We start from the raw sequence: 17,077 nt of genomic DNA, 5'->3' as shown, positions 1-17,077 counted from the left end.
TCAGGCCGTGAGAGGCTGGCGGGGCGGCGTATTCATGCCAATCACGATGGCGTAGTAAGCCAGTAAAATCGTGCCCATCAGCACCACAAACAGCATGTAAGACGGCAGCCAGCTCAGCAGCAGGCCGGTGACCAGTGGGTTACAGGCCCCGCCGAGCCAGCCAAGCTGCTGCGCGGCAAAGTAGCTGGATTTCAGCCCCGGCGGCGCGATATTGTCGATAAGCATATATTCCCCCGGCGCATAGATAAGCTCGCCAAGGGTAAACACCAGCGAAGACAGCCCCCACAGCCACAGGTTCGTGCCTGAAATCATAAAGCCGCCAAGGCCGAAGACGAAAAAGATCGTACCGAAGAACATCATCTTTTTGATGTTATCGGGGCGAATGTTTTTCCCCAGGAAGTACTGGAAAGCGACGACAACAATGGCGTTTACCGACAGCACGACGCTGACGACTTTTTCAGCCAGCCCGGTATCACCGATAACAATTGCGTACTGCGACAGGCAGCCGGCGAAGGCGCCGTAAACCATCGAGCCTAAAAAAGCCGAAGTGGTGAACCACATAAGTTGTTTATCGCGCAGCATCATGCGCGGCGACGGCAGCACCTTATCTTCAGTATCAGTGACGCTGCTGGCGCTGACCGGCTGGCTTTTTACATAGCGCCCAATCATCAGAATTGGCAGCAGGGCGGTCATGGCGGAGAGCCAGAACGGCAGGTTGGTGCTGTACATCACCACAAAGGTGCCTATCGGCGGGCCGACCGTCCAGCCGACGTTAACGAAGGTATAGTTGAGGGAGAATATTTTGGGTTTCAGGCTAACGTCCAGCGTGTCGGAGAACCATGCCTTAACCACCACGGAAAACACCGTGTAAGAGCAGTTGATGATCGAGTAAAACAGCACCACCAGTCCCGCGTTATGCACCAGCGGGATGACCGCAAAGCCGCCGAGGAAGATGACGATAGCCAACAGCATGGCTTTTTTCTTATCGAATTTGTCTGCAAGGATGCCAAACCAAAGGCTGAATATCACCCCGGCGACCAGCGCGACGGTAATCGCCAGGCCAATATCCTTCAGCGCCATATGGTACTCGCGCGACAGATAGATGGTCATAAACGGCAGCGTAAGTCCCCGGCCAATGGTCAGCAGCAGCGAAGAAATAAGTAACACAGTTGTTGCAAGTTGTTTGCCTGAGAACAGTTTACTGAGGGCGGTCATGGCGGCATGTTTTAATTGTGATGAGATAAGAGGGTGAAAGATTTATCACGAAAAATCAGCCTGGTATAGCGACCAGTTTTGGCGAAGGCACGATACAACACATCTGTATCCCCGGCAAAAAGTGGGATCTGTATCTGTTTGCTCAGGCGGATAAGGTTTATTTTTTTACAAATCGATAATAAATACAGAGGCAGGGTTATGACGCGTAAAGATGGACTGCTGGCGTTGCTGGTGGTGGTGATTTGGGGCGTGAATTTTGTGGCAATCAAGCTGGGGCTGCACAACATGCCGCCGCTGATGCTGGCGGGGCTGCGCTTTTTACTGGTGGCGTTCCCGGCGATGTTGTTCGTTGCCCGCCCGAAGCTGCCTTTTCGCCTGCTGGCGGCCTATGCGCTGACCATCAGCTTCGGGCAGTTCGCCTTCCTGTTTACCGCGATTAAGTTTGGTATGCCCGCCGGGCTGGCTTCTCTGGTGCTGCAGTCTCAGGCGTTTTTCACCATCATTCTGGGCACGTTTTTCTTTGGCGAACGCCTTCAGGCCAAACAGCTGGCGGGGATTACCCTCGCGGTATTCGGCGTGCTGGTGCTGATTGAAGGCAGTTTTGCAGGGCAGCACGTGGCGCTGCTCGGATTTATGCTGACGCTGGCGGCAGGCCTGAGCTGGGCTTTCGGCAACATCTTCAACAAGAAAATCATGCAGCACGAGCCGCGTCCGGCCATCATGTCGCTTATCGTCTGGAGCGCGCTTATTCCGGTGCTGCCGTTCTTTGCCGCAAGCTGGCTGCTGGATGGGCCAGAAACTATGCTGCAAAGCCTGGTGAATATCGACAGCACGACCATTCTATCGCTTATCTATCTGGCGTTTATCTCGACCATTGTGGGCTACGGTATTTGGGGCACGCTGCTTGGGCGCTATGAAACCTGGCGAGTGGCGCCGCTGTCGCTTTTGGTGCCGGTGGTCGGTATGGCAAGCGCCGCGCTGATGCTCGGGGAGACGCTAACGGTAATGCAGCTGTTAGGGGCGGTACTGATTATGGGGGGGCTGTATATCAACGTCTTTGGTTTGCGCTTCAGGCGTTCGGTGAAACGAGTCTCTTCCTGACGTTCGCGGCACCCGCCCAGCATCGGGCGGGTTAGCCTGCATCTTATGAACGAACGTTACCGTGATAGTAAGGGGAACCCAGTTCTTCAGATTTTTCTGCAGCGGTTTGCTGCGGGCCTTTAGACAGCTGACCGCCGGAGCAGGAGATCATGTTGCCGTAGTTGGCCTGGGTGGCGTTGAAGCTGCCGGATTGCTCCGCAAGAGCGTTTGTCGATGCCAGGGCCAGAAGAAGGGTGGCTGCGGAGATGAATTTCATATTTCCTCGATTACGCCTGTAAAACAGGCGGTGATGCATTAATTACACAAACTACAATACTGATTGTACGGATGCAGATACTTGCCTTCTACGGCAAGACGGGTCACCCGGTACTTGTGCGGCGGCACCGAAAAGTAGTTCTTAAAGGTGCGGGTTAACGTCTGCTGCGACTCAAATCCATAGCGCTCGGCCAGGTAAAGAATCGGTTCGTTGCTTTCTTTGAGCTTAAGCGCGATTTCTGTCAGCTTACGGTTACGGATGTACTGGCCCATCGAGTGGCCGGTTTCTTTCTTAAACATCCGTTGCAGATGCCACTTGGAGTAGCCAGACCGCTGAGAAACCTTCTCCAGCGAGAGCGGGGTTTCCAGGTTTTCTTCGATCCACCCCAAAATGCTCTGAATCGTAATCGCATCATTGTTGCGTCTGGACATCGTTTCACCTCTTTGCAGGTTTTACGGCAATACCTTTGTTAACAGGCGATAAAGCGTGTCGACTTCGTCGTCGGTCAGGTTTTTTGTGAGTTCTTTGTGGAGGCTTAGCCCCACCAGGCTTCGGCACTCTTCACACAGCGCAACGCCTTCCGGCGTCAGCTTGATCAGAACGCCGCGCTTATCGTTGGGGTTCGGCAAACGCTCGATCCAGCCCTTGCACAGCAGGCGGTCCAGCATTCGGGTTAATGCACCGAGGTCAACGGAAAGCACTTTTTTCAGCTCGACTGGGGTGATGCAAACTTGGTAGTGAATAGAGCACAGCACCTTAAACTGGGTAGCGGTAATATCCAGCGGGGAGAGCGAGTCGTTTAACAGGCGGTCTTTGTGCTGATTCACCATGTGGATCAATCGCCCGAGGGGAATGATTTCGTTAAACAGATCACAGGTGCTTTTCACTATGTTTGCCCAGGCAAGTAGATTAGTCACGGCAGATATTATTGCCGAGGCAAGTATAAGTCAACGTGATGGTTTAGCCGATGCCACGAAAAGCTAAAACGCTTCACCCACCGTCGGTAAACTCCGTGCTGCTATACTCAAACCTGCTAAGCCCGCTCGATAAAGGACCAAAAAGGATTAAAATATGATGGATTTACTCAGGGCCATAGGCCTTGGCCTGGTGGTGTTGCTGCCGTTAGCTAACCCACTGACCACCGTGGCGCTATTCCTTGGGCTTTCCGGAGACATGAATAGCCGGCAGCGTAACCGCACCGCACTGATGGCTTCGGTGAATGTGTTTGTCATTATGATGGTGGCGTATTACGCCGGTCAGGTGGTGATGAATACCTTCGGGATTTCAATTCCGGGCCTGCGTATTGCCGGGGGACTGATCGTCGCCTTTATCGGTTTCCGCATGCTGTTCCCGCAGCAAAAGGCGCATGAATCACCGGAGTCGAGAAGCAAGTCGGAAGAGCTGAGCGAAGAGCCCGAGGCGAATATCGCCTTTGTGCCGCTGGCGATGCCAAGTACGGCCGGGCCGGGTACCATCGCGATGATCATCAGTTCGGCGTCCACCGTGCGCGCAGGTTCTGACTTCCCCAACTGGGTGATAACCGTGGCGCCGCCGCTGATTTTCCTCGCCGTAGGCCTGATTCTTTGGGCTAGCCTGCGCAGTTCAGGGGCGATTATGCGCATAGTCGGTAAAAGCGGCATTGAGGCCATTTCCCGCCTGATGGGCTTCCTGCTGGTGTGTATGGGCGTGCAGTTTATTATTAACGGCGTGCTGGAAATTATTAAGACTTACCCGGCCTGATTTGAGCGTGATGTAAAGAGAAATGCCCTCGCAATGAGGGCATTTTTGTTAATGCGTCGGCCGGGGCTGCTCGTCCAGCGCCACCGGCCAGCGGCGAAACACAATTATTGACCAGAACAGCGCGACAAGCGCCGGAATTGCGCCAATAAAGCCGATATCCGCCATGGAAATATGCAGGCTGACCTGATTGCCCACCAGCGCGCCCGCGCCGATGCCGATATTAAAAATACCTGAGAACAGCGACATCGCCACGTCGGTGGCATCCGGCGCAAGGGCCAGAACCTTCACCTGCATCCCGAGGGCAATAATCATAATTGAAATGCCCCAGAACAGGCTCAGCCCGGCGAGGGTCAGCTCGTTTCCTGCAGCGGGTAACAGCAGGATCAGGCTGGCCGCCAGCAGGGCAATCGCCCCGGAAACCAGCCCTGAAGCGTATTTATTTCCCCATTTGCCAAACAGCACGCTGCCGATGATGCCCGCGCCGCCAAACAACAGTAAAAGCAGCGTTGCAAAATTGGCGCTAAGCCCTACGACCTGCTGCACGAAAGGCTCGATATAGCTGTAGGCGGTGTAGTGCGCGGTGACCACCACGGCGATTAACGCATAAATGTTGACCAGCGCGGGCCGACGGAACAGCTCAGGCACGCTGGACAGCGAACCCGAATGCTCGCTGGGCAGTTTAGGCAGCAGCTTAATCAGGCAGAACAGCGTCACGGCCGCCACCACGCCAATGGCGAAGAAGGTGGTACGCCAGCCAAAATACTGCCCGACGATGCGGCCCAGCGGTAAGCCCAGCACCATCGCCAGCGCCGTGCCGGTCGCGAGTAAACTCAGCGCCTGGGCCTTTTTGCCCGCAGGCGCCATACGAATGGCAAGTGAAGCGGTGATCGACCAGAAAATCGCGTGAGCGAAAGCGATACCAATTCGGCTAATTACCAGCACGGTAAAGTTCCAGGCAAGGAACGACAGCACGTGGCTGGCGATAAACAGCAGGAAAATGGCAATCAGCAGCCTGCGCCGTTCAACCTGGCTGGTCATCAGCATAAAGGGCAGCGACATCAGGGCCACCACCCAGGCATAAATGGTCAGCATGATGCCGACCTGCGCGGTTTCCATGCCAAAGCTCTGGGCGATATCCGACAGCAGGCCAACAGGCACAAACTCGGTGGTGTTAAAAATAAAAGCGGCAACCGCGAGGGTTACCACCCGTAGCCACGCCGTTTTGCGTGAGACGGTAGTGATTGTCATAAGGAGCCAGGCAGGTAAATAAGCGGTAGGAATGGGCAGATCATAAAACCATCAGATCGGCGGCACAACCAATTTTGTGATTTATGTCTCATTTGCGATTCTGCCAGACCTGAGCAAGAAAAAAGCAGCGCGGTGCAGGCGAGTGTGTCATGGTAGACGGCGAGAAAATAACAATGAAAAGCAGGAGTTATCACGATGCAAGCAATTGACTTTTATATGGTAGATGCCTTCGCCGACGCCACCTTTGGCGGCAACGCCGCCGCCGTTTGCCCGCTCAGCGAATGGCTGCCGGATGAAACGCTGCTGAAAATGTCCCAACAGCATAATCAGTCGGAAACGGCTTTCTTTGTCACCACAGACGAGGGCTTTGAGCTGCGTTGGTTTACCACGCAGGGAGAAATCAACCTTTGTGGGCACGCCACGCTTGCCGCTTCACACGTCATCTTTGAGCATCTCGATTACCCTGAATCGGTGATTCATTTCAGCACGCGTTTTGTTGGCCCGCTGACCGTGACGCGTAACGGCGAATGGCTGACGCTGGATTTCCCCGCCTGGGAAACGCAACAGATAGCGCCGCTGCCTGAGCTACTGGCAACGCTTGGCATCAGCGAGTGCAAAGAGCTACGCGTAGGGCGTGATTATATGGTGGTGCTGGAAAGCCAGGCGGCAGTAGAAGCTATTCAGCCTGATATCAACGCCATGATCCCGCTGGAAAAAATGGTCTGTATCACCGCGAAAGGTGAGGGTGAATATGATTTTGTCAGCCGCTTTTTCTGCCCAGGCGAGTCAGTGCCGGAAGATCCCGTCACCGGTTCTACCCACAGCATGCTGATCCCTTACTGGGCGGATAAACTGAACAAAACGCATCTGCTGGCGCGGCAGGTCTCTTATCGCGGCGGCGATTTGCGCTGCCAGTATAAAGGCGAGCGCGTGCTGATCGGCGGCAAAGCGGTCACCTATCTGATTGGCAAAGTGCTGCTGCGTTAGAATATTCCAGCATAGTTATTCATGATTATAGTTATCCGGGATTGATGAATTCAGCTCATAAAGGCTAGCTGATCAGGCGCGATTATTGTTGAGCCCGTCCATGCTAGCCTTTGTACATTGATGCCAGCTGGAGCATCACCGTTAAAAAGGGCTGATGGCGTTTGCCCCCGCCCGCGGGAGCTATTCCAGCAGGGAAATAAAGGCTTCAAGCTGGCGGGTTTTGGCGTCTCTGCGCCACAGCAGCCAGGTATCCAGATAACGCTTATCCTCCGGCAGCGGCCAGGTACTCACCTGATGGCTACCCGGCATACTCTCCAGCATACTTCTTGGCATCAGCGCCAGCCCCGCCCCGGCAATAACGCAGGCCAGCATCCCGTGGTAAGACTCCATTTCGTGGATCTTGCCCGGCATGGCCTGGCTGTCGTGGAACCAGCTTTCAAAATGGCGGCGGTAGGAGCAGTTGGCCCGAAAGGCATAAATACTCGCGCCGTTAACGTCCGCGCCGCTGTGAATCGGGGCATGGTCTGCAGGCGCGACGATGGTTATCTCTTCGCGATACACCGCCACGCCCTCAAGGGAAGGATGCAGCACCGGGCCGTCAACAAAGGCGGCAGAAAGCCGGCCTTCGAGTACGCCGTCAATCTGGTCACCTGAGGGGCCGGTAGCCAGCGAAAGGTGAATTTTCGGGTAGCGCTGGTTGAAGCTTGCCAGCAGGCCGGGAATGCGTACCGCCGCCGTGCTTTCCAGCGAACCGAGCGCGAGCGGTCCCTGAGGCTCATCGCCGGATACCACCATTCGCGCTTCATCCACCAGCGCCAGGATGCGTTTACTGTAGGCCAGAAAACTGTGGCCGGACGGCGAGAGCTTCAGGCGCTGGTTCTCGCGGATAAACAGCGCCACGCCCAGGTCGGCCTCCAACTGCTTGATGCGGGTCGTGAGATTCGACGGGACGCGATGCACCTGCTGTGCGGCGGCGCTGATGCTGCCGGTTTCTGCGACGGCGTTGAACATTTCCAGCTGGGTCAGATCCATAGCTTTCTCAAATCGTGAAGGGTTTGCTTAGTATTATTCATTTTTAAACTTTACGCCTCAAGGCTACTGTTAACATCTCATTCACCTGTCGAGGCACCACCATGCAATCAGTAACCGGGCAAACCCACGCCATTTCACGCAATCCCGCCACCGGTGAGCGCATTGCGGTTTATCCTTTTGAGAACGCAGCACAGATTGATGCCGCGCTGGCCCGCAACCATCAGGCGTTTAATGCATGGCGGGCTACGCCGCTGAGCGAGAGAGCGCAGAAGCTGCGTGATTTAGGTGCTGCGGTGCGTAAACATGCCGAGGCCATGGCGCAAATGATTACCGCCGAAATGGGCAAGCCGATTTTGCAGGCGCGTGCCGAAGTGGCTAAGTCAGCCAATCTTTGCGACTGGTACGCAGAGCATGGCCCGGCGATGTTAGGCGCGGAAACGACTCAGGTTGAAAATAACAACGCGGTTATCGAGTACCGTCCGCTTGGGCCAATTCTGGCGGTGATGCCTTGGAACTTCCCGCTATGGCAGGTTTTGCGCGGCGCTGTGCCGATTCTGCTGGCCGGGAACAGCTATATTCTGAAGCATGCGCCAAACGTGATGGGCTGCGCCGACATTATCCGCCAGATGTTCACGGATGCCGGGTTCCCGTCGTCGCTGTTCGAGCTGCTGAACGTCACGCCGGAAGGGGTAAGCCAGGCGATTAACGACTCGCGTGTTGCCGCCGTGACGGTAACCGGCAGCGGCAGAGCCGGGGCAGCGATTGGCGCTCAGGCGGGCGCAGCGCTGAAAAAATGCGTGCTGGAGCTGGGCGGTTCCGATCCGTTTATCGTGCTCAACGATGCGGATCTGGACGAAGCCGTTAAGGCCGCGGTGGCCGGGCGTTTCCAGAATACCGGGCAGGTTTGTGCGGCGGCAAAGCGCTTTATTGTTGAAGCCGGGATAGCCGAAGCCTTTACCGACCGCTTTGTTGCCGAGCTGAAAAGCTATCAGTTAGGTTCGCCGGTGGACGAGGCTAACCGCATCGGGCCGATGGCGCGCTACGATCTGCGTGATGAGCTGCACGAGCAGGTGACAACGTCACTTAAGCAGGGCGCAAAACTGCTGACCGGCGGGGACAAGCTGCCCGGCGAGGGCAACTACTATGCGCCAACCGTGCTGACCAATGTCACGCCGGAAATGACCGCGTTCCGTCAGGAGCTGTTTGGCCCTGTAGCCGCCATTACCGTTGCCCGTGACAGCGAGCACGCTCTTGCACTGGCGAACGACAGTGATTACGGGCTTTCTGCCACGGTTTATACCGCCAATGAGCAGCTTGCGCTGGAGATGGCGGCTCGCCTTGAGTGCGGCGGCGTGTTCATCAACGGCTACAGCGCCAGCGACCCGCGCGTGGCGTTTGGCGGGGTGAAAAAGAGCGGGTTTGGCCGTGAGCTTTCCCACTTTGGCCTGCATGAGTTCTGTAATATTCAGACCGTGTGGAAGGATCGCCGGTAGTTTTCTATGAGGGGGCCACCGCGCAGGTGGCCCTGTTTGTCATTGAAATGAAATAATTCTGTCATTTTCGCTCAGTACACTCGCCGCATCGTTGTGTTACTGAAGAAAATCATGAACATAAGCCAAATTTTTCGCCGTTTAAACCCCTTCAAACTTTTCGCCCGACGTCCTCGCGAGTTTGGGTTACTGAGCGGGGTGGTTGGCGTTATCGCACTCTTTTCCATGCTGCAAATTCTCTCCACCGTCTCCCTTTCTAATATCCTGCATGAAACCCGCCAGAGCGTGCTTGAAAGCAATCAGCTTCATCGGCAGCAGGTCGTCATGGAGAAAGCCAGAACATCTTTGTTAATGACCAGCGACCTGTTAAACCGGGCGGGCGTTTACTTTATGCAGGACAAAGAAACCGGCTCCGTTGGCAGTTGGAATAGCCTGGTAGATGAAGCTGACGCGGCGCTGAAGGTGTCGCAGCAAAACTTTGCCACCTGGCAACAGCTGCATCCGCAAGGCAGCGAGGCGCTGGCCAATAGCTATCAGCTGTTCTCAGGCGGGTTAAAAGAGCAGCTGGATGGCATGCAAAAACATGCCTCAATCGATGCGTTTTTCGAAGTACCCATTCAGGCGTTTCAGTCTGACTTCAACGAACAGTATGCGCATTACCAGACCGACGGTGAGAAACAAACCGCGCAGGCCGGCCATGCTTTACTGGGTAGCCTGAGCCAGGCGCAAACGCTGTTCATCATCGCGCTGGGCATTTTATTGGCGGTGGCGATTACCGTCTGGCTGGGCGTGGCCCGCTGGGTGATTCGTCCGCTGCGTGGCCTGATTGAGCATCTGCATGTTTTGGCTGCCGGTGACTTGTCCCGTTTGCCCGCCGAAAGAAAACTGGTGAACCGTGAAGTGAAGCAGCTACACGGCAGCGTGCTGGAAATGCAGCAGGGCATTCAGCAACTGGTGCTGGAGGTTCGTGAATCGTCCGCGACGTTGTTGAGCAACATCGGTCAGCTTGCCGAAGGTAACAATGAGTTGTCCAGCCAGTCTTCTCAGCAGGAGCAGGAGCTGGAGAAGGTTACGCTGCATATTACCGAGCTGGAGTCCCGCGTACAGGAAAATAGCCAGTACGCTATTCAGGCGAACCAGCGCGCAGATGAAGCGCGTGAGATGGTGGCCGGGGGCGATCAGATGATGCACACGGTAAATATGTCTATGCAGGATATTGTCGCCCGTTCATCAGAGATGCGCGGCATCGTGGCAATGATTGATAACGTGGCGTTCCAGACCAATATTCTGGCGTTGAACGCCGCGATTGAAGCCGCTCATGCGGGCAATCAGGGGCGTGGTTTCGCCGTGGTTGCTCGCGAGGTGGGCCTGCTTGCTAAGCAGAGCAGCCAGTCGACCAGAAACATTCAGGCGTTAATCAATAACTCGCTGCAGGGTATCGAGCAGGGCAGCGAGGCGGTGTCTGAACTTGAGACGCAGTTGAAGAATGTTATCGCGCTGGTTACGCGTCTTAGCGGCCTGCTGAATGAAATTTCCAGCGCGTCCGTAGACCAGGGGGCCAGCGTGCATCATGTTACGACGCGGATAACCACGCTGAATCAGGCGGTGAATCAAACGGGGCAGCTGATAAAAGCTTCGGCAAACACTTCTCAGCGTTTGCTGGATGAATCGCAGCGCCTTGAAAAAGCCGTTGCCCGCTTTCAGATGACTGCCTGAGTTCGTTTTATTATCGGCCCGTGGCTCTGATATACTTGCGCCGCTAAATATATCGCTCAGGAGAGCACGGTGCCGGTTCAATTAGACAATCAGTTACTGGAAGAGATCCTCGACCAGGTTCGCCCTTTGCTGGGAAAAGGGAAAGTGGCGAACTATATTCCAGCCCTGGAAGAAGTCTCCGGCAATAAGCTGGGCATTGCTATCTGTACCGTTGACGGTGAATTCTTTAGCGCCGGAGATGCCACAGAACGCTTTTCCATTCAGTCGATCTCTAAAGTACTGAGCCTGACGCTGGCAATGGGGCGCTATGAAGAGCATGAAATCTGGCAGCGCGTAGGCAAAGAGCCCTCCGGGCAGCCTTTTAATTCCCTTTTGCAGCTTGAGCTTGAGCAGGGCAAGCCCCGTAACCCGTTTATTAACGCAGGTGCGCTGGTCGTTTGCGATATGCTGCAAACCCGCCTCAGTGCGCCTAAGCAGCGCATGCTCGAGGTGGTTCGTCAGCTTTCCGGCGCTGAGGATCTAGTCTATAACACGCGCGTGGCGCGTTCCGAATTCGAGCATTCGGCGCGAAATGCCGCTATTGCCTGGCTGATGAAGTCTTTTGGCAATTTCGAAAATGACGTGATTGCGGTGCTACAAGCCTATTTCCATTTTTGTTCTCTGGAAATGAGCTGCCTCGAATTAGCCAAAACGTTTTTATTCCTGGCAAATCAGGGGCGGGCATTGGATCTCGATGAGCCGGTGATTTCCGCCCAGCACGCACGGCAAATTAATGCGCTGATGATAACCAGCGGCATGTATGACGGTGCGGGTGAATTTGCTTATCGCGTAGGTCTGCCGGGGAAATCGGGCGTGGGCGGCGGTATTATCGCCAACGTGCCGAACGAGATGTCTATCGCCGTGTGGTGCCCGGAGCTGGACGCTTCCGGTAACTCTCTGGCGGGGACTGCCGCGCTGGAAATTCTTTCTCAGCGCATTGGGCGTTCTATTTTTTAACCTGTTCTGGCATTACAGCAGTAACAATCCCGGTATGCGCAACCATAGCACGCCAACCAGGCTAACGGTGGCCAGCACGGCTATCATAATGGCGGTGATAAGCAATCGCTCCGCCCAGGGGGTTTTACGCATTTTGACTCCGGGAAATCCTTCGTTCAGGGACTATAAGCCAGTCACTTTAAACATCGGTTAAACCTGAGTCTGCTAATTATTCATTGGCGATAAGTGTGAATTGTTAGTCGCAAATCCTGCCCTGAATGCAGTGGTCTGCAGAAGGTGGCAAAAATTTAGCTTATGGCTGATAGTTGATGCTGTGCGCTGGCAGGTTGAGTGAATTTTCCTCTTTCTCTCAATGCCCGGGGGTTGTTAGCTGGGTAAACATGCTAAGCTAATGCTTATTTTCGCAATCACCTGATGGCGCTATTTATTTTCAGCGGTGATGAATAAATATGAACCAGGATAGCATGGTTAATCGACCCAAGTTTTTATTCTTTTCCCCAGAAAAAATGCTGTTAAATGCCATCAGTGTTTTTGCTCTGACCACGCTGTTTTACTTTTTTGGCGCTTCGCTACGCCTGGTTAACGATCTGTCGCTATTTTGGCCGCTGAATGCGGTGCTGGCGGCCATCTTTGTCCGCAATCCGTGGCTGAATAAAGCCGTTTACTATTTTATTTGCTATGCGGCGATGTTGGTTTACGACGCTTTCACCACGCAGTGGGGCTGGCAGTCGACGATCATTAACTTTTCCAATATGGTCTTTATTGTCACCGCCGCGCGTTTATTGTTGCGTTATTCACGCAATATGGACGAGAGCAATTGGGCGCTAAATGCGTTTAATATTTTTAATTTCTCGCTGATTGCCGCCATATTATCTTCGTTATTTGGCGCGGTGGGCTCGCTGGGTATTAGCGGTGATTACCATGAAAAGTTTATGCCGCTGTATGCCGACTGGGTAAGCGAGCAGTTTTCAACCGGCGTGCTGATGCTGCCGTGTTTACTAACGGCGAGCTGGCCTTCCTGGCGTAAGCTGTCCGGCATTGTGCCATCCGACATGTATCCGCTTTTTGCCGTCGTGATTGCCGTCTTCACGGCGATGATTATCGGTGGTGCGGGCAGCCTGGCGTTTCCATTGCCGGCGCTTATCTGGTGTGCCATACGCTATCCACTCCCGGTCACCGCGCTATTAACGTTGATTACCGGGGCGGTGGAAATTGTGCTGGTGGCCCATGCGGCGATCAATCTTCACTCCGAGCAGCCGCTGTTGCTGGTGGATCAGATGTTCTCCGCCCGTCTGGGCATCGCCACCATCGCCATTTGCCCGCTGATTGTTTCCATCAGCGTGGATGCAATTAATCAACTGATCAAGCAAACGTCGCTGCGGGCGGATTATGACTACCTGACCGGCGTTTATTCGCGCTCAGGCCTGTTTGAAGCGCTCAAACGTAGCGCGCGCCAGCAGCCAGATATCGGGCAGCCGCTGCTGTGCGTCATGCTGCTGGATATTGATTTCTTCAAGCGTATAAACGACAGCTGGGGTCACGAGTGCGGCGATATGGTGTTGGCCTCTTTTGCTGCCAGGGTGCTGGATACCGTGGGCAATCGGGGAATGGTGGCACGTATTGGCGGGGAAGAGTTTGTGGTGGTGTGCCGAACCCGGGATCCGAAGCAGGGTTTTGAGATAGCCGAGCAGATTCGAAAAACCATTGAAGCAAGCAGCTTCCATTACGAGCAGCGGTCGCTGTTTATTACCGTGAGTATCGGTCTGGCTGAGGCCACGCTGGGCAATAACACGCTGGAAGCAACGTTTAATCAGCTGATCCCTGAAGCAGATAAAAATCTGTATCTGTCGAAACGGCAGGGACGCAATAAGACCAGCTCGAGCAGCCAAAATGCCGATGAGCTACCGGCATCGCATATTAGCGATTCATAATAAGCATGTTCATTTTCGATCCTTTATTATCGAGTAGTATTACCGCTCAGTTCGTCGTTGCTGGTTCGTTTGCCTGAGAAATTTATGAGTACACCCGATCCTCACAAAAAAGCCAGAACGCAGGGCTCTCGTTTCATTAATCGTATGTATATCATGCGGATGTTGGGCACGCTGCTGTGCTTTTTGCCTATCTTTTCGGTGCTGCACGAGCAACAGGCTTCTCTGGCGATTGTCGCCCTGTTAGCGGTCAACGCTTTTGTCTGGCCACACGTGGCGCTGTTGAAAGCGCGTTTTTCCTCCTCTCCGGTCACCGGTGAAAAGCAGAATCTGGTCATAGATGCGGCGGCGGGGGGCTTCTGGATTGCCATGATGTCGCTAAGTGCGCTGCCTTCAGTGGCGATTGTCACCATTCTGGTCTCCGACAGGCTGGCCGCTGGAGGAAAACCGCTGATGGTCAGGGCGATGGTGGCAATGCTGCTGGCGTTTTCACTCACCTGGATAAGCCACGGAATGCCGTTCAACCCGGCGGTTTCTGCCCGCACAATGTACGCCACGCTGCCGCTTATCGCCATTTACACCATCGCGCTCAGCATGCTAACCGCTTCCATCTCGCTGAAGCTGCGGCAAAAAAGCCGTGAGCTGGAAAATATCGCCATGATGGACCCTCTGCTCGGGATCGCAAACCGCCGCCTGCTGGAGCGTAAAATTGGCAATGAGCTGGCGCGATTACGGATTGCCTGCGGAAGTTCGGCGCTGATGTTTATCGACATCGACAATTTCAAAGAAGTGAACGATCGTTTCGGACATAAAGTCGGTGATTCAATCCTGATGGCGGTGTCCGACGTGCTGCGCGTGGTTACGCGTTCAAGCGATACCCCGGCCCGCCTCGGCGGCGACGAGTTTGTGGTTCTGATGCCGAATACCTCGCTGGAAGAAGCCGAGGGCATTGCGCAGCGGATCCTGCTGGAGTCCATTAACGTTCGCGTTCTGCCTGAAAAAAACGCTTTCTGTACCCTAAGCATCGGCATTGCCTGTGCGACTAAAGAGATGCCGGATGCCGTCGAGTGGCTGAGAGCGGCGGATGATGCCCTTTACAACGCCAAGCGCGCCGGTAAAAACCGTATTTACGCGGCCTGAGAAATGTTCATCTAAACTGTATGCAGAGTAGGTTATTTGTCTGCGCCGGGGAGATGACATGCTGAATACCGCGATGACCGATGAACTGACAGGCCTGTTGAACCGTCAGGGTTTTATGTTTCTGGGGCAGTACGCCACGAGCGGCGCGAATCGCCGGGCGGAGCATCTTTCCGTGGTGTTTGTTGTTTTTGACCACTTCGGGCAAATTAATGACGGCCATGGGCATGAACAGGGCGATCGTGCGCTGATCGTTTTCTCCGAACTGATGAAGTCCTCCTTCCGCGAAATCGACCTCATAGCCCGCCAGGGCGTCGATGAGTTTATCCTGCTGTTTAACGGCACCAGCGAAGAGGGCGCGTTTATCGCGATGCAGCATCTTGAGGGCAAGGTTTCGGCGTTTAACCAGCGGGCAGAACACCCCTGGGCGCTGGGTTTTAACTGGGGATGCGTGGAGTATGCCCCTCAACGGCATCTCAGCCTTGAGGATCTGGTCAACGAGGTCGATCAGGCCATGCGTCAGGCAAGAAGCGTCAGAACACCGTCACGAAATCAACTGTAATAACAATTCCGTATACCTTCTTAATAGTAGTTGCCCGCATTAGCCAGTAATCTGGCCCATTGTTATTTCTACATCAACCGTCCCGACAACTTAAACTAACATTCAGGAGTCGCTGTGCCCGAGTATCGGATTCGTTCCCTCAAGGCCTGTGAGTTTGCAGACGTTACGGCAGAATTAACGGACGTATTAATTGACTGCGTGGAAGGCGGGGCTTCGGTCAGCTTTTTACATCCTTTGTCGCCGGAGAAAGAGGCTGCTTTTTGGGACGATGTCGGGCAAAGCGTAAGTCGGGGAGAGAGAACGGTTATTGTCGCCGAAGACGGGCAAGGGCGCATTGTCGGCACCGTGCAGCTTATCACCAGCCAGCCGGAAAACCAGCCGCACCGGGCGGACGTTTCCAAGCTGCTGGTTCACCGAGCTGCGCGGCGGAGAGGCATTGCTCAGCGGCTGATGGGCTATCTTGAAGCCGTGGCCACGACCCATGGCAAGTCGGTTCTGGTGCTGGATACCGCCACCGGCAGCGATGCCGAAATTTTCTATCAGGGCATGGGCTGGCAGCGCGTTGGCGATCTGCCAAATTATGCGCTGATGCCGGACGGCAGCTCGTGTTCTACCACGATTTATTACCGGAACTTGTGATTCAACAAGTGACAGTGTCACTTGACCGTCGCTTTTAACCCCCTTCAGGCATGCTATAGTGCCCGCAATATGGCAGTTGCAGGCACTTTAGTATGGAAAACACAGCGCTCTGGTTCCGGCAGTTTGGTGAGCCTGAACAGGTTCTGACCCTCGAACACGCTCCGCTGGCACCGTTTATTCCCGGTACGCTACGAGTGCGCATGCACTATGCGCCGGTTAATCCCTCCGACCTGATCCCCATTACCGGCGCCTATCGTCACCGGGTTTTTCCGCCGCGGATTGTCGGCTATGAAGGCGTCGGCGTCGTCGAACAGGCTGACTCTGCGCAATGGATCGGCCGGCGAGTGTTACCTCTGCGCGGTGAAGGGACCTGGCAGCGCTGGGTTGATTGCCCGACTCAGTGGGCAGTGCCTGTACCGGACAGTATTCCAGATGAGCTTGCGGCGCGAGGCTATATCAATCCGCTGGCTGCCTGGCTGATGCTGGAAAGATGGCCGGTTATGGGAAAACGAGTGCTGGTGACCGCCGCTGGCTCGGCCTGTGCTGGCTTGCTGGCTCAGTGGGCGAAAAGACAGGGTGCGACAGAAGTTTATGGTATTTACCGTTCGCCAGATCATCTTCCGGCGTTACTCAAGCTGGGCATTATTCCTCTGGACAGCGGCGACAGCAGAGCAATCGCTGAAGTGGCAAGGCAGGTCGATGTCGTTTATGACGCGGTAGGGGGCGAATTAGCCACTTTGATGCTCGATCACCTCAATAGCCGGGCGGTAATGATTTCTTACGGCCTGCTCAGCGGTAAGGGCTTCTCTCCGCGTGGAAGGCATATCACGGCGCAGCGATTTCATCTGCGGGATACGCTGGCGGTAACGCCGGTTGAGGAATGGCAGGGCTGGTTTTCTTCCCTGTGGCAACTGCTGCGCGAGACTCAGCAGCCAGAAGCAGAGGTTTATAAGCTGGAGGAGTGGCGGCTTGCGCTGGCGCTGTTCCGTGAACCCGGCCGCCAGCGCAAACCGCTGTTAAAACTGTAGAC

Annotated in this window: 17 protein-coding genes; 11 read left to right on the top strand and 6 right to left on the bottom strand. The window is 54.9% G+C overall.

Translation table 11 applies throughout. The annotated features are described in order from the left end of the window. Positions 1-1,215 carry an MFS transporter gene (locus ACE38U_RS08845; RefSeq protein ID WP_052048936.1) on the bottom strand — a complete coding sequence of 405 codons (1,215 nt, stop codon included), beginning with the start codon at positions 1,213-1,215 and terminating at the stop codon, positions 1-3. Positions 1,216-1,413: 198 nt separating this feature from the next. Between ACE38U_RS08845 and eamA the strand changes: the two genes are divergently transcribed. Then, complete coding sequence (gene eamA / locus ACE38U_RS08840; RefSeq protein WP_176981448.1) at positions 1,414-2,316, top strand: O-acetylserine/cysteine exporter; 903 nt, start codon at positions 1,414-1,416, stop codon at positions 2,314-2,316. 43 nt (positions 2,317-2,359) lie between these two features. Here the strand turns inward: eamA and marB are convergent, their stop codons facing one another. The 3 genes from marB to marR are packed head-to-tail and all read right to left on the bottom strand — an operon-like array spanning position 2,360 to position 3,459. Further along, a complete protein-coding gene (marB, locus tag ACE38U_RS08835; protein WP_038472467.1) occupies positions 2,360-2,572 on the bottom strand; it encodes a multiple antibiotic resistance regulatory protein MarB in 213 nt (70 codons plus the stop codon). Between the two features lie 38 nt (positions 2,573-2,610). After that, positions 2,611-3,003, bottom strand: a complete 393-nt coding sequence (marA, locus tag ACE38U_RS08830) for an MDR efflux pump AcrAB transcriptional activator MarA (RefSeq protein WP_038472465.1) — start codon at positions 3,001-3,003, stop codon at positions 2,611-2,613. Positions 3,004-3,024: 21 nt separating this feature from the next. Next, positions 3,025-3,459: a multiple antibiotic resistance transcriptional regulator MarR gene (gene marR / locus ACE38U_RS08825; protein WP_038472462.1), complete on the bottom strand. Its 435-nt coding sequence runs from the start codon at positions 3,457-3,459 to the stop codon at positions 3,025-3,027. Between the two features lie 184 nt (positions 3,460-3,643). On the opposite strand from marR, the gene ACE38U_RS08820 reads away from it, so the two are divergent. Further along, entirely contained in the window at positions 3,644-4,312 is a 669-nt protein-coding gene (locus ACE38U_RS08820) for a MarC family NAAT transporter (RefSeq protein WP_038472459.1), read from the top strand. 48 nt (positions 4,313-4,360) lie between these two features. Here the strand turns inward: ACE38U_RS08820 and ACE38U_RS08815 are convergent, their stop codons facing one another. Continuing rightward, the gene (locus tag ACE38U_RS08815; protein ID WP_375529541.1) at positions 4,361-5,560 is read right to left on the bottom strand and encodes a sugar transporter; all 1,200 of its coding nucleotides are present in this window, start codon (positions 5,558-5,560) and stop codon (positions 4,361-4,363) included. Positions 5,561-5,755: 195 nt separating this feature from the next. On the opposite strand from ACE38U_RS08815, the gene ACE38U_RS08810 reads away from it, so the two are divergent. Next, positions 5,756-6,547: a PhzF family protein gene (locus tag ACE38U_RS08810; protein WP_375529540.1), complete on the top strand. Its 792-nt coding sequence runs from the start codon at positions 5,756-5,758 to the stop codon at positions 6,545-6,547. A 180-nt stretch (positions 6,548-6,727) separates the two neighbouring features. Here ACE38U_RS08810 and ptrR read toward each other — a convergent pair whose 3' ends face one another. Then, positions 6,728-7,579 (bottom strand): putrescine utilization regulator PtrR, encoded by an 852-nt coding sequence (gene ptrR, locus ACE38U_RS08805; RefSeq protein ID WP_375529539.1) that lies wholly within the window; start codon positions 7,577-7,579, stop codon positions 6,728-6,730. A gap of 101 nt (positions 7,580-7,680) precedes the next feature. Between ptrR and sad the strand changes: the two genes are divergently transcribed. The 8 genes from sad (at position 7,681) to ACE38U_RS08765 (ending at position 17,075) form a co-directional block, all read left to right on the top strand. After that, positions 7,681-9,072: a succinate-semialdehyde dehydrogenase gene (sad, locus tag ACE38U_RS08800; RefSeq protein ID WP_375529538.1), complete on the top strand. Its 1,392-nt coding sequence runs from the start codon at positions 7,681-7,683 to the stop codon at positions 9,070-9,072. Positions 9,073-9,183: 111 nt separating this feature from the next. After that, positions 9,184-10,785, top strand: a complete 1,602-nt coding sequence (locus ACE38U_RS08795; RefSeq protein ID WP_375529537.1) for a methyl-accepting chemotaxis protein — start codon at positions 9,184-9,186, stop codon at positions 10,783-10,785. Between the two features lie 69 nt (positions 10,786-10,854). Continuing rightward, complete coding sequence (gene glsB, locus ACE38U_RS08790; protein ID WP_038472441.1) at positions 10,855-11,781, top strand: glutaminase B; 927 nt, start codon at positions 10,855-10,857, stop codon at positions 11,779-11,781. A 449-nt stretch (positions 11,782-12,230) separates the two neighbouring features. After that, positions 12,231-13,712, top strand: a complete 1,482-nt coding sequence (locus ACE38U_RS08785) for a sensor domain-containing diguanylate cyclase (protein WP_375529536.1) — start codon at positions 12,231-12,233, stop codon at positions 13,710-13,712. Positions 13,713-13,796: 84 nt separating this feature from the next. Continuing rightward, positions 13,797-14,849 (top strand): diguanylate cyclase, encoded by a 1,053-nt coding sequence (locus tag ACE38U_RS08780; protein WP_176981453.1) that lies wholly within the window; start codon positions 13,797-13,799, stop codon positions 14,847-14,849. A 58-nt stretch (positions 14,850-14,907) separates the two neighbouring features. Further along, a complete protein-coding gene (locus tag ACE38U_RS08775) occupies positions 14,908-15,408 on the top strand; it encodes a GGDEF domain-containing protein (protein WP_375529535.1) in 501 nt (166 codons plus the stop codon). A 114-nt stretch (positions 15,409-15,522) separates the two neighbouring features. Then, a complete protein-coding gene (locus ACE38U_RS08770; protein ID WP_375529534.1) occupies positions 15,523-16,047 on the top strand; it encodes a GNAT family N-acetyltransferase in 525 nt (174 codons plus the stop codon). A 92-nt stretch (positions 16,048-16,139) separates the two neighbouring features. Next, a complete protein-coding gene (locus tag ACE38U_RS08765) occupies positions 16,140-17,075 on the top strand; it encodes a zinc-dependent alcohol dehydrogenase family protein (protein WP_038472430.1) in 936 nt (311 codons plus the stop codon). The last annotated feature ends 2 nt before the right edge of the window (positions 17,076-17,077 follow it).

The organism is Cedecea selenatireducens (assembly GCF_042138895.1).
GTDB classification, from domain to species: Bacteria; Pseudomonadota; Gammaproteobacteria; order Enterobacterales; family Enterobacteriaceae; genus Cedecea; species Cedecea selenatireducens.
This window is presented reverse-complemented; position numbering and strand designations above follow the sequence as displayed.

Coding starts and splice junctions, on each gene's coding strand:
- ACE38U_RS08845 (WP_052048936.1), bottom strand. CDS start 1,215: ATGACCGCCCTCAGTAAACTGTTCTCAGGCAAACAACTTGCAACAACT.
- eamA (WP_176981448.1), top strand. CDS start 1,414: ATGACGCGTAAAGATGGACTGCTGGCGTTGCTGGTGGTGGTGATTTGG.
- marB (WP_038472467.1), bottom strand. CDS start 2,572: ATGAAATTCATCTCCGCAGCCACCCTTCTTCTGGCCCTGGCATCGACA.
- marA (WP_038472465.1), bottom strand. CDS start 3,003: ATGTCCAGACGCAACAATGATGCGATTACGATTCAGAGCATTTTGGGG.
- ACE38U_RS08820 (WP_038472459.1), top strand. CDS start 3,644: ATGATGGATTTACTCAGGGCCATAGGCCTTGGCCTGGTGGTGTTGCTG.
- ACE38U_RS08815 (WP_375529541.1), bottom strand. CDS start 5,560: ATGACAATCACTACCGTCTCACGCAAAACGGCGTGGCTACGGGTGGTA.
- ACE38U_RS08810 (WP_375529540.1), top strand. CDS start 5,756: ATGCAAGCAATTGACTTTTATATGGTAGATGCCTTCGCCGACGCCACC.
- ptrR (WP_375529539.1), bottom strand. CDS start 7,579: ATGGATCTGACCCAGCTGGAAATGTTCAACGCCGTCGCAGAAACCGGC.
- sad (WP_375529538.1), top strand. CDS start 7,681: ATGCAATCAGTAACCGGGCAAACCCACGCCATTTCACGCAATCCCGCC.
- ACE38U_RS08795 (WP_375529537.1), top strand. CDS start 9,184: ATGAACATAAGCCAAATTTTTCGCCGTTTAAACCCCTTCAAACTTTTC.
- ACE38U_RS08785 (WP_375529536.1), top strand. CDS start 12,231: ATGAACCAGGATAGCATGGTTAATCGACCCAAGTTTTTATTCTTTTCC.
- ACE38U_RS08780 (WP_176981453.1), top strand. CDS start 13,797: ATGAGTACACCCGATCCTCACAAAAAAGCCAGAACGCAGGGCTCTCGT.
- ACE38U_RS08775 (WP_375529535.1), top strand. CDS start 14,908: ATGCTGAATACCGCGATGACCGATGAACTGACAGGCCTGTTGAACCGT.
- ACE38U_RS08765 (WP_038472430.1), top strand. CDS start 16,140: ATGGAAAACACAGCGCTCTGGTTCCGGCAGTTTGGTGAGCCTGAACAG.